Annotated in this window: 11 protein-coding genes; 4 read left to right on the top strand and 7 right to left on the bottom strand. The window is 57.3% G+C overall.

The window, feature by feature from the left end; all coding sequences use genetic code 11:
• Positions 1-11: 11 nt before the first annotated feature.
• Positions 12-1,916 (bottom strand): sulfate adenylyltransferase subunit CysN, encoded by a 1,905-nt coding sequence (gene cysN, locus SBL51_RS21175; RefSeq protein WP_317933278.1) that lies wholly within the window; start codon positions 1,914-1,916, stop codon positions 12-14.
• A gap of 23 nt (positions 1,917-1,939) precedes the next feature.
• A complete protein-coding gene (gene cysD / locus SBL51_RS21180) occupies positions 1,940-2,842 on the bottom strand; it encodes a sulfate adenylyltransferase subunit CysD (protein ID WP_317933170.1) in 903 nt (300 codons plus the stop codon).
• A gap of 302 nt (positions 2,843-3,144) precedes the next feature.
• Between cysD and SBL51_RS21185 the strand changes: the two genes are divergently transcribed.
• A complete protein-coding gene (locus tag SBL51_RS21185; RefSeq protein WP_317933171.1) occupies positions 3,145-3,738 on the top strand; it encodes a TetR/AcrR family transcriptional regulator in 594 nt (197 codons plus the stop codon).
• A 61-nt stretch (positions 3,739-3,799) separates the two neighbouring features.
• Here SBL51_RS21185 and mak read toward each other — a convergent pair whose 3' ends face one another.
• Entirely contained in the window at positions 3,800-4,699 is a 900-nt protein-coding gene (gene mak, locus SBL51_RS21190) for a fructokinase (RefSeq protein ID WP_317933172.1), read from the bottom strand.
• Between the two features lie 218 nt (positions 4,700-4,917).
• Here mak and SBL51_RS21195 point away from each other — a divergent pair, with 218 nt between their 5' ends.
• The 3 genes from SBL51_RS21195 (at position 4,918) to SBL51_RS21205 (ending at position 8,968) form a co-directional block, all read left to right on the top strand.
• Positions 4,918-7,191, top strand: a complete 2,274-nt coding sequence (locus SBL51_RS21195; protein WP_317933173.1) for a YgiQ family radical SAM protein — start codon at positions 4,918-4,920, stop codon at positions 7,189-7,191.
• Positions 7,192-7,476, top strand: a complete 285-nt coding sequence (locus SBL51_RS21200) for a hypothetical protein (protein ID WP_317933174.1) — start codon at positions 7,192-7,194, stop codon at positions 7,474-7,476.
• A gap of 361 nt (positions 7,477-7,837) precedes the next feature.
• Positions 7,838-8,968, top strand: a complete 1,131-nt coding sequence (locus tag SBL51_RS21205; protein ID WP_317933175.1) for a lactonase family protein — start codon at positions 7,838-7,840, stop codon at positions 8,966-8,968.
• Between the two features lie 44 nt (positions 8,969-9,012).
• Here the strand turns inward: SBL51_RS21205 and SBL51_RS21210 are convergent, their stop codons facing one another.
• The 4 genes from SBL51_RS21210 to SBL51_RS21225 form a co-directional block, all read right to left on the bottom strand.
• On the bottom strand, positions 9,013-10,560 hold the full coding sequence (locus SBL51_RS21210; RefSeq protein WP_317933176.1) for a DHA2 family efflux MFS transporter permease subunit: 1,548 nt from the start codon (positions 10,558-10,560) through the stop codon (positions 9,013-9,015).
• Positions 10,535-11,533: an HlyD family secretion protein gene (locus tag SBL51_RS21215; RefSeq protein WP_317933177.1), complete on the bottom strand. Its 999-nt coding sequence runs from the start codon at positions 11,531-11,533 to the stop codon at positions 10,535-10,537. Before SBL51_RS21215 ends, SBL51_RS21210 begins: the two co-directional genes overlap by 26 nt.
• Positions 11,534-11,593: 60 nt before the next feature.
• Positions 11,594-12,025: a MarR family transcriptional regulator gene (locus SBL51_RS21220; RefSeq protein WP_317933178.1), complete on the bottom strand. Its 432-nt coding sequence runs from the start codon at positions 12,023-12,025 to the stop codon at positions 11,594-11,596.
• Positions 12,026-12,284: 259 nt separating this feature from the next.
• Positions 12,285-14,207, bottom strand: a complete 1,923-nt coding sequence (locus tag SBL51_RS21225) for an endonuclease (RefSeq protein ID WP_317933180.1) — start codon at positions 14,205-14,207, stop codon at positions 12,285-12,287.
• Between the last annotated feature and the right edge of the window lie 223 nt (positions 14,208-14,430).

Here is a 14,430-nt window from a genome sequence, read left to right on the forward strand (position 1 = left end):
TGCTATGCCGCTTAAGGGCTTAAAAAGCCGTTGTCATCCAGATAGCGGATAACCATATCGGCCACCTCTTCCGGGGTGTGGCCCGGGGTTTGGAGGCGCACTTCCGGATTCTCTGGCGGCTCATAGGGGCTATCCATCCCCGTGAAGTTTTTGATTTCGCCGGCCCGGGCTTTTTGGTAGAGCCCTTTGGGATCGCGCTGCTCACAGGTGTCGAACGGCGTATCGACAAACACCTCAATGAACGGTGTCTCGCCACAAACCTCGCGGGCGGCCTGACGCTCCTGCCTAAACGGCGAGATAAAGCAGCTCAGTACAATCAGACCGGCGTCGGTCATCAGGTTGGCCACCTCACTGACGCGGCGGATATTTTCAATGCGATCCTCGTCGGTGAAGCCCAGATCCTTGTTGAGGCCGTGGCGGACATTGTCGCCATCCAGGATGTAGGTGTGGTTGCCACGCGCGTGCAGTTTCTTCTCCACCAGGTTGGCAATGGTGGATTTGCCTGAACCGGAGAAGCCGGTAAACCACAACACGGCCGGTTTTTGGTGTTTGGCGCTGGCACGGGCCTGCTTGTCGACATCGAGGGCCTGCCAGTGAACATTGGAGGCGGTGTCGAGGCTGGCGCGAATCATACCGCCGGCAATGGTCTTGTTGGTCATGCGGTCGATCACCACAAAGCAGCCCATACTGCGGCTTAGCTCGTAGGGATCGAAGGCGATGCGGTCGGTCAGTGCCAGTTGCACCCGGGCCACTTCGTTGAGGGCCAGATCGTCACCGCCGGCCAGTTGCTGCAGGTTGTTGATATCGACCTTGTAGTCGATGGCCGTGACGCGCCCGGGGACGGTTTTGTTCTCCAGGCGGATCAGATAGGGGTGGTTGAGAGCCATAGCCTGCTCATCCATCCAGATCAGATCGGCGGCCACCGCGTTGGTGACGGTGGGGCGGTTCTGTACGGCGGCCAATACGTCGCCACGGGAGATATCGATCTCATCTTCCAGGGTGATGGTCACTGCCTGTTCGGTGTGGGCGCTGTCGAACTCGCCATCGAAGGTGACAATTTTAGCCACCTTGCTGGTGCGGCTGCTGGGCAGCGCAACAATTTCGTCGCCAACCTTAATGGTACCGCTGGCGATGGTGCCGGAATAACCGCGGAAGTTGAGGTTGGGGCGGTTGACCCATTGCACCGGCATACGGAACGGGCGGGTGTCGTCGCCGGCGTCGATATCGAGCGTGTTGAAGTACTCCATCAACGGCTTACCGGTGTACCAGCCCATGGTTTCGCTCTGGTTGAGCACGTTGTCACCATTCAGAGCCGACATCGGAATAAAACCGATCGTGCTGAAGCCCAGGGTCTCGGCAAAGTCGAGGTAGGCTTTTTGAATCTCTTCGTACACCTCTTCGGAGTAGTCGACCAAGTCCATTTTATTGATGGCCACCACCACATGCTTAATGCCCAGCAGGGAGACAATAAAGCTGTGACGCTTGGTTTGGGTCAGCACGCCGCGACGGGCGTCAATCAGAATGATGGCCAGGTCGGCGGTGGAGGCGCCGGTGGCCATATTGCGGGTGTACTGCTCGTGCCCGGGGGTGTCGGCAATAATGAATTTGCGCTGGTCGGTGGCAAAGAAGCGGTAGGCCACGTCGATGGTAATGCCCTGTTCGCGCTCGGCGGCCAGGCCATCAACCAACAAGGCTAAATCCAGAGCTTCGCCGGTGGTACCGACTTTTTTGCTGTCGCGCTCGAGGGCGGAGAGTTGATCCTCAAACACCATTTTTGAGTCGTACAGCAGGCGGCCGATAAGCGTACTTTTACCGTCATCAACGCTGCCGCAGGTGAGCAGGCGCATAAAGCCTTTGTTCTCTTGCTCGTGCAGGAACTGGTCAAACTTTTCTGAAGTGTCGTCCACTTCATCCATTTTAAAATTGGCGTAGATATTCATTAGAAGTAGCCCTCCTGCTTTTTCTGCTCCATTGATGCACCGTGATCCTGGTCAATCACCCGTCCCTGACGTTCGGAGGTGGTGGAGAGCAACATCTCTTCGATAATCTCAGGCAGTGTCTCCGCATCGGATTCCACGGCGCCGGTCAGTGGGTAGCAACCCAGGGTACGGAAACGCACTCTCTTCTCTTGAATCACTTCGCCTGGCTTCAGGTCGAAACGGTCGTCATCGACCATGATCAAGGCGCCATCGCGCTCCACCACCGGCCGTACCTTGGCGCGGTAGAGGGGCACAATGGGGATATCCTCACGGTAGATGTATTGCCAAACGTCGAGCTCGGTCCAGTTGGAGAGCGGGAAGACGCGCATGCTCTCGCCTTTATGGATGCGGTTGTTGTAGGTGCGCCACAACTCGGGACGCTGGTTTTTGGGGTCCCAGCGGTGGTTGGCATCGCGGAAGGAGAAGATGCGCTCCTTGGCCCGGGATTTCTCTTCGTCCCGACGGGCGCCACCAAAGGCGGCATCAAACTGATACTTACTCAGCGCCTGTTTCAAGGCTTGGGTTTTCATCACATCGGTGTGTACCGCCGAACCGTGGCTGAAGGGGCCGATACCCTGCTCCACTCCCTCCTGGTTGATGTGCACAATCATGTCGAGGCCCAGGTCTTTGGCCAGGCGATCGCGGAATTCAATCATCTCCCGAAATTTCCAGGTGGTGTCCACATGCATGATGGGGAAGGGCGGCAGAGAGGGGTAGAAGGCCTTCATGGCCAGGTGCAACAGCACGGATGAGTCTTTGCCAATGGAGTACAGCATGACGGGATTGCGACATTCGGCTGCCACTTCGCGGATGATGTGAATGCTCTCCGCTTCCAGCCGTTCAAGGTGAGTAAGACCGCTCATAGAGTTAGTTACCTGCGTTTGTTAGTTCCCTTAAGAGTTGAATCCTGAATCTATAGGTTAATAGTTTTTCTATAGATTGATAGGTATTCTATAGAGCTATTGATAGCTAGCAAGTGCCATGCGTTAACTTTTTTGGCCATATTCCAAAATTGTCTAATTTTATGCGGTTTAGTTTTAAGAGTTATAAGTGGGGGTAAGGCTATAAAAACTATGGGTTTATGGCATTTGCGGGGAGAATTTCGTAGCATTACCGCCGCCTCGTGGCGGCGATGGTGATTATTGAATCGGGGAGTAGAGGGGTTATGGCGGGTAAGCCATCCAAATACGATAAGCGCTATTTGGCGGCGGTGGATGCTGCGGCGGCGGTATTTGCAGAGAAGGGCTACCACGGCGCCAATACCGTCGATATTGCCAACCTGCTGGATATCAAACAGGGCAGCCTCTACTACTACTTCCGTTCCAAGGAGGAGGCGCTGGAGGCGGTCTGCCTGCAGGGGATCACCTGGCAGGTGAGCAATCTGCAGGAGTTGCTGGATCAGCAGTTGCCACTGGCACGGGCCATTGCCGAACTGTTGCGTTACAACTTCCAGAGCCTCACCGACCGTGCCGACTACATGATTGTCTTCAACGACGACCGCCAGGCGATTCCACTGGAGCGACGGGGCCGTATTCGTGAGCAGTCGGTCGCCTACCACGGCCTGCTCGAACAGCTCTTCACCGAAGCCCAGGCCAAGGGCGATGTGCGCGAGGAGCTCGATCCCCGTATTTTGGTACGGGCCCTGACCGGGTTGATCTCGTCGGTCTTCTCCTGGTATCACCAGAAGAATGAGCTGGATATGGAGAAGATCTCCGAACAGTACTGCCAGGTGTTTTTGGCGGGCTGCTTGAAATCCTAGCCGCCCGCGTCCACCGCCACGCCCTGGCGCCGGCAGCCGTTAGCAAATTCTCCCTACCTCTCTACCAAAGCCAGGCGGCGCCGCGCACGCCGGATGAGTCACCATGCTTGGCCGGTCGAATGGGGGTTTTAAACTCACCGCCGAAGATGGATTGGCGCACCAGCTCCGGCAGCCGATCATAGAGCCGGGTGACGTTCGACATACCCCCACCCAAGACAATCACATCCGGGTCAATACTGTTGGCGATACCGGCGATGGCTTTGCTCAGACGGTGTTGAAAGCGATTGAAAGCCTCTCGCGCTTCGGCCTCGCCGTCGTCCATGGCCGCCAGAATCTCTTCGGCCGAGAGCTGTTTGCCGGTGTGGCGATGGTAATCGTTGGCAAAGCCGGTGCCGGAGACAAAGGTCTCTATGCAGCCGTGCTTGCCGCAGTAGCAGATGGGGCCGGGGTATTCGTGGGTCTCCAACCAGGGCAGGGGGTTGTGGCCCCACTCGCCGCCCAGGCCGTTGGCGCCATTGTGCACCTTGCCGTTGATGGCCAGGCCGCCGCCGACACCGGTACCGGCGATGATGGCAAACACCACTTCACAGCCGGCGCCGGCGCCATCGATGGCCTCCGATAACGCCAGACAGTTGGCGTCGTTGGCGAAGCGGACGGGGCGTTGCAGGTGGTTTTGCAGATCCTGGTCGAAGGGTTGCTGGTTGAGCCAGGTGGAGTTGGCGTTGCGCACCAGGCCCGAGCTGGGGGAGAAGCTGCCGGGCATGCCGATACCGATACTCCCCTGGCAGCCGAGTTCGCTCTCGATATAGCCAATCAACTGGGCGATGGCCTCTAGTGTGCCGGGGTAATCATCTCTGGGGGTGGCAATGCGTTTGCGGGCGACCACCTGGCCTGATTCATCCAGTGCTGCGGCCTCAATCTTGGTGCCACCCAGGTCTACCCCAATTCGAATTTGAGTCATTATTATTAGCGCGCTGCTGATTAGACCGCGCTATTGAATAGGGTGTTTGGCCGCTTGTCCAGCAGTTATCGGCGTCAGTAAGTACTTACGTTTGCGTCCAGCTGGCACCGGCATGGGCAGTTGATACCCTTACTTGGCGCGCGTCTATAACTTTGCGGGTAATTCTGGGAGAATGCGCAGGTTTTAACCCATCTCTCCTCTCTATACCTATTTTGCCTATGCCCATTACTGCCCCTGATCTGTTCGGCCACCCCAAATATTGGGCCGAGTGCTTTGGCTCCGCCCCTTTTCTGCCTACCTCCCGGGCGGAGATGGATCAGTTGGGCTGGGACAGTTGCGACATCATTATCGTTACCGGTGATGCCTATGTGGATCACCCGAGCTTCGGCATGGCGGTGCTGGGCCGGTTGCTGGAGGCACAGGGTTTCCGGGTGGGCATTATCAGCCAGCCCGACTGGCGCTCGAATAGCGACTTTGAGGCTCTGGGCAAGCCCAACCTCTATTTTGGCGTCACCGCCGGCAACATGGACTCCATGATCAACGCCTACACGGCGGATCTGCGCCTGCGCAGCGACGACGCCTACACCCCCGGTGGCCTGGCCGGCAAGCGCCCGGACCGGGCGGTGATTGTCTACAGCCAACGCTGCAAAAGTGCCTATAAAGAGGTGCCGGTGGTGATTGGCGGCATCGAGGCGAGTCTGCGCCGTATTGCCCAGTATGACTACTGGAGCGACTCAGTTCGACGCTCAGTTTTGATCGACAGCACCGCCGATATTCTGCTCTACGGCAATGCCGAACGGGCAGTGGTGGCGTTGAGCCATCGCCTGGCCGCCGGCGAGGCGATCGACACCATTACCGACCTGCGCGGTACCACACTGGTACTGCCGCACACCCCCGGTGGTTATACCGAACTCGACTCCACTCGCATCGACTGGCCGGGGCGCATCGATCAGATGCCAAGCCCCTACGAAGTGGTGCACCACGGCCAGTCGGTAGACGCCGAGGGCGAGGTGATGTCAGCCGTGGCCGAGGGCGCCGAGGCCTTGGCCGCCGGCGATGAGCTGGTGCGCATTGTGCCCATGCCGCTGCGCCGCTTTGAGCAGAATCTGCAGCCTGAGCAAACCTGTATTCGCCTGCCCAGTTTTGAGAAAGTAGCCAAAGACCCGGTGCTCTACGCCCACGCCTCGCGGGTGTTGCACCAGGAGTCCAACCCCCACAATGCCCGTGCGCTGGTGCAGCGCCACGGCCACCGGGAGATCTGGGTCAATCCGCCGCCAATTCCACTCACCACCGAAGAGATGGACGGCGTGTTTGATCTAACCTACGCCCGGGTGCCCCACCCCAAATACCAGGGCGAGCGCATCCCCGCTTACGACATGATCAAAACCTCGGTCAACATCATGCGTGGCTGTTTTGGTGGCTGTACCTTCTGCTCGATCACCGAGCACGAGGGGCGCATTATTCAGAGCCGCTCGGAAGAGTCGATTCTGCGTGAAATTGAGTTGATCAAAGAGAAGGTACCCGGCTTCACCGGCACCATCTCCGACCTCGGCGGCCCCACCGCCAATATGTACAAACTCAACTGCAAGGATGACAACATCCAGGCCTCCTGCCGCAAGTTGAGTTGTATCTACCCGGAGATCTGCTCCAACCTGAAAACCGACCACAGCGCTACTACGCAACTCTACCGCAAGGCGCGTGCGATTGAGGGTGTGCACACCATCGCTATCGCCTCCGGCCTGCGCTACGACCTGGCGGTGGAAGACCCAGAGTATGTGAAAGAGCTGGTCACCTACCACGTGGGTGGTTATCTGAAGATTGCCCCGGAGCACAGCGAGCAAAATACCCTCTCGAAAATGATGAAACCGGGTATGGGCACCTACGACCGCTTCGAAAAGATGTTCTACAAATATTCGAAAGAGGCGGGCAAAAAGCAGTACCTGATTCCCTATTTTATTGCCGCCCACCCGGGCTGCGATGACAGCGAAATGATGAACCTGGCGCTCTGGTTAAAGCAGCACAATTTTCAGGTCGACCAGGTGCAAACCTTCTACCCCTCGCCTATGTCACTGGCCACCGCCATGTACTACTCCGGCCGCAACCCGTTGAAGAAGGTAAGCTACAAATCGGAGAAGGTGTTCAGCGCAAAGAATATTGATGAACGGCGCGCGCAGAAATCCTTTTTGCGCTATCACGACCCGGCCAGTTGGCCGCGCCTGCGTGAAGCGCTGCGCAAACTGGGGCGGGAGGACCTTATCGGCACCGGCCCCCAGCATCTGGTGCCGGCTGAGCACGAAGAGTATAAGGTGCGCCGCAAATTGGGTGGCCCGGCCAAGGGTGCCAAACCCGCCCGCGGCGACAAACGCCAACAGGCGCTACCGACGGCGCCTAGATCCAACACAACTAGGCCAACCGCCACCAGGTCCAACACAGCCAAGCCCGGTGCCAAGCCCCCTTGGCCGGGCAGTCGCAAACCCAAGCGAGGCCGTTAATTGCCAGCGGCCGAACAGCAGTGTGCTCTGTGTGGCAGCCGCACACTGCTGACCTTTCACCACCTTATTCCCCGAACCCTGCACCGCAACAAGTGGTTTCGCAAAAATTTTGAATTAACCGACATGCGTGAGCGGGGCATTGTGGTGTGTCGCCGTTGTCACTCGTTTATTCACCGCCAATTTGATGAAAAGCAGTTGGGGCGGGAGTTTAATACCCTGGCAAAACTCCTCGCCAATGAGGCGGTGGTGCGCCACAGCCAATGGTCGAAAAAACATCGCCATTAATTGGGGGCGCATGCCGCTGCGAAGTGTGTGGGTTGGTTTTAAGGGTTGCGTTTTTTCTGCGTTTTTTTTGCGACGCTGCTAATTGGCCAAACTTCTCTGGATCTGTCGCAGGTGGTTCGAAACCCTCTTTGCCAGATCGAAAATCGACTTGTGCGACAACCCAGTTATCACTTCTGCCTTTGTGATGAAATCGTTTTCCGCGCGTGACCTACGCGTGAATTTTCCTCTCTATGATGGCCGCCGCAGCATCGGCTAAACGGGTTGTTGCCGCAGTTAGCGTTTTTTCAATACCCACGCCTGTGCTGTCTGTAATTTTCATCGATTGCAGTTAACGCTTAATGGTTAGCAGAGAGGATGGGATATGACTCACAATAAATTTTTTCTACGAGTTACACGGTTATTAATTGCGCCTGTGATGGCGTCGCTGTTGCCACTGATGGCAGAGGCATCGACGAAAGTGATTGGTGCGGTTTACACCATGAGCAACGCCGCCGAAGGTAACAGTGTGTTGATGTTCAATCGGCTGATCAATGGCCGTCTCTGGCCGGCGGGTGAGTTTGCCACCGGTGGTTTGGGTAGCGGTACCGGCCTCGGTAACCAGGGCGGTGTCATTCTCGATACCGGCAATCGCTGGTTGTTTGCGGTGAATGCTGGCAGCAGCGATATCTCGGTGTTTGCCGTAGGCGAGGCTGGCCTCACCCTGGTGGATGTCGAGCCATCCGGTGGCCTGCAACCAATCAGCCTGACCTACTCCGGTAATGTGCTCTATGTGTTAAACAGTGGTGGCGCCGTGGGCGGTATTGATAATATCGCGGGCTTTCGCTTGAGCGAGGAGGGCGATTTAACCCCGATTGCCGGGGCGACTCAGTTGCTCAGCGGCGACAACGTTGGCCCGGCGCAAATCAGTTTCAACGGTGATGGCGACGTGCTGGTAGTCACCGAAAAGGCGACCAATTTGTTGGTGACCTTTACCGTCGATGAGAGCGGTGTGGCCGGAACGGCCAATCTTTTTCCCTCGGCAGGAGTTACCCCCTTTGGCTTTGCCTTTGCTGAACGCGATCAGATATTGGTGAGTGAGGCGGCCGGTGGCGCCGAGGGGGCAAGTACACTCTCCTCTTATCAACTGAGCAAGGATGGCAGCCTGGTACTGATCAGCGACGCTGTTGCTTCGGGTCAAAGTGCCGCCTGCTGGGCGGTGGTCAGTAACGATGGCCGCTTTGTCTATACCACCAATACCCTCACCAACAATGTCTCTGGTTATCGTGTCGCCTTCGACGGCAGTGTGATGTTGCTGAACGACTCCGGTATAGCCGCAACCACTGGCGCCGGCCCCTTGGATATGGTGGCCAGCAGTGATGGTCGCCACCTTTACACACTCGATAGCGGCGCTGCCGCGCTCAGCGGCTTTCGGCTGACACCCTACGGCAGCCTGGTACGGATTAAGGTGAATGTCTCTGTGCCGGCCACGGCCAACGGTTTGGCGATTCGCTGATCACCTTATGCCGCCACCGTAAGTGCGTGGCGGCACCTGTGAGATTAACGCCCGCCCGGGCCTAGTTTCACGGGTTTAAGGAACAGTGGCAGCAAAGATACGAAGAGGATGAAAAACGCCATCATGTAGAAGTTGTCGATGTAGGCAATCATCAGCGCCTGGCGATTAATCTCGGCATCGATGGCGTACATAATCACCGAGCCATACTCCGCAAAGCGGTCGGCCATTGAGGCGATATCGATACTGGGCAGTGTGTAGTCGGTGATGTGTACCGCCAGGTCGGCGTGGCTGGTCTGGGTGTTGCGCGACAGCATGGTGACGATCACCGAGATCCCAAAACTACCACCGACGTTACGCATCAAGTTGAGCAGGCTGGAGCCATCGGGCCGGTGCTCCGGTTTTAAAATCGACATCGCCGCCACATTGATCGGCATAAAAATAAAACCCAAGCCCAGTCCCTGCATAAAGCCACTGGTGACAATTGGCCACTGCCCCATCTCCAAGGTCCAGCGCGACATCTGCCACATGGCAAAGCCGGCAACCATGTAACCCCCGGAGACCAACCATCGGACATCGGTTTTATGCATTATCCGGCCGACAATGGTCATGGAGATGAGTACGCCGATGCCGCGCGGCATCATCAACCAGCCGGTGTCAAAGGCGCTGTAGCCCCACACGGTTTGATACATGGTGGGCAGAATGGAGGCGATGCCGACGTTGGCCACACCCAGTACAAACATAAAGATAAACACTCCCAGGAAGGCCGAGCTTTTAAACAGCTCCCCCGGGAAGAGGGCATTTTGGGTGGTTTTGGTGTGTACCGCAAAGATCCAGAACGCCGACGCCATGATCACCAGCTCCAGGACAATCTCTTTGGAGCCCAGCCAGCCGAGCCCCTGGCCACGGTCGAGAATCAACTGCAAGGTGCCGAGTGCCAGTGCCAAAAACAGCGCCCCAACGGCGTCGAGGCGCCTATCGGTAATCGCTCGGGAGGGCAGCAGCCACAAGAGCACGATAAAGGTGGGAATGCCCAGGGGCAGGTTGATGTAAAAGACCCAGCGCCAGTTGAGTGTGTCGGTGAGAAAGCCACCCAGCATTGGCCCGGTAATGGGGGCGACCATCACCACCGCTCCCCACAGAGACATGGCCGAAGCGTGTTTGCTGGGTGGATTGGTGTCGAGCAGAATGGTTTGTGACATGGGCCCGACGAAGGCGGCGGAGATCCCCTGGGCTATACGAAACAGTACCATCTCTTCCAGGCTGGTGGCGGCACCGCAGAGCATGGAGGAGATGAGAAAGCCAGCCACGGCCCACAAAAAAACGGTGCGCGATCCAACCCGGTCAGAGAGCCAGCCGACCACGGGCGTGGCCACCACCGAGGCGATAATAAAACTGGTGAGCACCCAGGTGATGTTGTCCAGGGTTGCCCCCAGGCTCGACTGCATATGGGGCAGCGCTACGTTGGCGATGGTGACATCCAGCAGCTGCATGACAGAGACGCCAATAACGGCCGCCATCAACAGCCCCGGATGTTTACACTCCAGCGCCGCGCGATCTTGGTAGCCCTTATCGGCTGATATCGACTCGGACATGGACCGACAAGCCTGCGATTAAGGGGAGTTCTGGTTGATCGTGAATAGCGATGCGCACCGGTACACGTTGGGTGACTTTTACCCAGTTGGCATTGGCATTTTGTGCTGGTAGCAGCGAAAACTCCGAGCCGGTGCCAGCGCCGATGCTCAAGACATGGCCGGCCAGGGGCAGTTCGGGGTAGGAGTCAATTTCAATCGTGACCGGTTGGCCGACTCGCAGCTTCTCCAGGTCGGTCTCCTTGAAGTTGGCTTCGACCCAACTACTGTCGTTTTTCACAATGGTTACCGCCGGCAATGCCTGCATCATCATCTGGCCGATGTGCAGACGATCGGTTTGGGCGACGATACCGGTCACCGGGGCATAAACCTCGGTGCGTGACAGATTTAACTTGGCCTGTTGCAGCTGTACCTCAGCGGCGCGTACCTCTGGGTTGATGTCGGCGGCAAAACCGCCGGTGGAGAGTGCGGCTTGGGCTTTATCGGCGTCTGCCCGGGCACTGGCCAAGCGGCTGCGGGCCTCAGACAACGCATGTTCCGCGGCCTGCACCGCAGCCTGGGTGGTGACGCTGGTTTTTACCAGCTCCAATTGACGGTGGTACTCCTTCTCGAAGTAGGCGACATCTTCCAGAGCGCTCTCGATATCGACATCGGAAGTCTCCAGCGCGGTCTGCAGCTGCACCAGCTTGGCCTTGGCCCGGGCCACGGAAGCCTCGGCCTCCAGCACGGCCAGTTGGTAGGGCTCCGGGTCGATGCGAAACAGCAGGTCACCGGCTTGCACCTGTTGGTTCTCCTCGACCGCCACCTCGACAATACGGCCACCCACTTCGGCACTGATGCTCACCTTGCTCTGTTGAATGTAGGCGTTGTCGGTATTGACCGAGTTTGCAGTCGAAAGGTAATAGGCGGTCACGCCAATAATTAAAACTAATGGGCCGACCAGCATGATGGTCAGCCGTCGCATAGACTGGGACAAGAGACTACTCCAAAAAACTTGCTGCTACTTGGCTACTGTTTTGTTTGGCTGAGTGAAGGCTCAGCTCTGTTCGGTGCGCCTGGCCAGATTCTGGCGCACTAACTTCAATGTGCTGCGAAACTGCTCGCGCGCAGACTCATCCAGCCCCTCCAGGGCCAGGTCGTTAACCTCCACACCCAATGGCCGCAGCTGAGTTAACAGCTGTTCGGCCTTGGGTAACAGATAGAGCCGCCAGACCCGGCGGTCGGCCGGGTCGCGACGACGCTCCACCAGCTCGGCCTGCTGCAGACGGTCGAGAATGCGGCACAGGGTGATTGGCTCGATATCGAGAATCTCGGCCAGGCCACCCTGATTGATGCCTTCGTTGCGTTTTAGGGTGGTCAACACATACCACTGGGGCCGGGTAATACCGATGTTGCGCGCTTTTTCGTTAAAGGCGCGCCGCATCAGCCGGGAGACATCCGCCAAAATCACACCAACACTATCTTCCATAGCGCTCCATGAGTTTATTAATAATAAGTGTGCTTATAATGTCGCTGCTTAGTTTAGTCATTCGCCCGATTTACGCAATGACTTTTTGTAGCCTATTGACTGTTCGGTTGATTGGCGGAGGGGGTGGGGCCAAATAGGTGGGCCCTGTCAGGGTGATACGGTGCCAGTGTCGGCCTCCTGGCTCGCCACTGGCGCCCTACCGGTAGTGGCCTATGCTGCTTGGGCCACTGGGTCTGTTAGCTAAATAGGTGCTATTGGTTTAGTTGCCCCAAATCGTGGTCACCCATTCCGGATGATCGACAAAGGGGTTGCGGTTGCCCTGGTATTGGTAGACGGCCTCGTTGCGGTCGATCTCTTTCTGGCTGACCGGGTCCTGGTTGTGCCAGCTTTTCAGCAGGGTGAGCATCCAGGGCTCGAACACCTGGTCGCTGGTACCGTTCAACACCGCGTCCGCCTCAGCGGCATTGCTCTGCCAACCGGCGATCTGGTTTTGGTAGCGGGTGGCCATATAAAAGTAGGCGCGCGCTAAATCACCCTTAAATTCATCGATCGGCTCAAACACCGTACCGCTATAGCCCAGGCCTACTGCAGCGCTACCCAGCTTGGAACCGTTGCTGCTGGTAGTGGTGGCTGTGCCCACCTCACCGTAGGGGTAACTGCTGCGATAGGCATTGACCTGGCCATCGGTGGCAAAGATATGGTGCACATCGGAGTTCATCGGCTCCACCTGGCCGCCAAACCAGTTGCGCGGGAAGGAGTGTTCGCGGTTGTAACAGTCGGCCTCACTGTTGTAGGTGCCGCACTGATTGCTCACCGGGGTGTAGTTGTAGGGGTCGCTGCCGGATGGGTTCTCGGAATAGATATCCAGAATAGAGCCGTCATTTTCATAGTAGTGGTCCAACTCATTGGCCGAATAGAATCCCCACAGTGCACTGTAACCCTGGTTGTTGTGATCTTTAATGATGTTGTAGAGCGCTGTTTTTAAGGCGTAGCCGGAGAGACCGGCGGCGGCATCGTAGTAGCCGCCGCTACCGCCACCACCGCTTACGGCGGGCAGGTCAAAATTGATGCTTTCACTGCTGGTAAACTCGCCGCCTTCTGCGATGGTGATGCCGTTGCTGGTCAGACGGTAGGAGCCATTGCCCACACTGCAGCAGATACCATCGCCATAGCTGTCGCTGATGACAAAGGTATAGCTGTTGTCGGCCAGGCAGAAGCTCTCGTTGTAGAGGGTGTTGGCGGTGTAGCCACTACCGGTGCCGAGTGTGGTAGTGCCCTGCAGCAGCTGCCAGCTGGTTTCCGAGCCGTAGTTATCGGTGAGCAGGACCAGCTCCAGCAGATTACTGGCGCAGCCCGATGGCGGCTCGCTGCTGGCGCTGGGCAGGGAGAAGGGCGTCGCCTCCTCACCGCTGAACTCGCCGCCACTGGCAATGGTTTCGCCGGCCACTGTTAAGGCGTAGCTGCCACTGCCATAGCTGCAGCAAATACCATCGCCGTAGCTATCGTAGATCACAAAGGTGTAATCGCCATCTGCTAAACAGAGGCTCTCGCTGTAGCTGCTGTTGTTGGCGTAGCCGGAGCCGCTGGCGGTTACCTGGCTGCTGCCGTCGAGAATTTCCCAGCTGGTTTCGCTGGCGTAGCTGTCGGTGGTGAGATCGACCACCGCCTCGCTACCGCTGCAACCACCACCGCTGCTGGTACTGGGTTGGAAGCTGTCGACATAAACCACCTCCGAGCCATCGAAGCCGGTTACATCGTAAAAGCGCAGGCCAACTTCGATATCGGTGCTGCTGGCCGCGGTGTAGCTGTAGCTGAGTTGCTGCCACTGGTTAACGGTGGTTTCACTGGAGTACCCCTGATAACCATCGACATAGAGACGGGCGCGCACATGGCCTTCGGTGTGGTAAACCCAAACGCTGAAATCGTAATTCTGGCCGGCCACCACGGCCACCGATTGCCGAAAATCGGTGGCCGCCTGGCTGGCGGTGTTAACGCTGATGGACACTGACTGAGCTCCCGCCTGTGCGGTTGCGCTGGGGGCGGTGGTAATGCCGCTGTCGATGGTTGTCCAGCCATCCGGTGTGTTACCGGTAAAAGATTCAAAGCTACCATTGCTGATCTGAGCGTGCACAGACTGAGAAAATAAAGCAGCCAGGCACAGAAGTCTTGCGTAAGATTTCATAATTGCTCCTAAAGAGAGGTAGGTTGGCAAGCCAATATGGGAAGACAATAAATGGCAGACGAGTCAGAGAGATGAATCCCAACAGCTAAGGATCAATTTGTTGATGCAGTTGACATCCATGGCGCAAACAGGCTGGGCTTTGGTCTAATTGCGTATTCCATGGTTGTTTTTGACGACGCTGCATTTTTTGACGGCGGTAGGCATTTGCTGTAAAAGCGCCTGC

Origin of the sequence: Halioxenophilus sp. WMMB6 (genome assembly GCF_033283405.1) — a bacterium.
GTDB lineage: Bacteria > Pseudomonadota > Gammaproteobacteria > Pseudomonadales > Cellvibrionaceae > Halioxenophilus.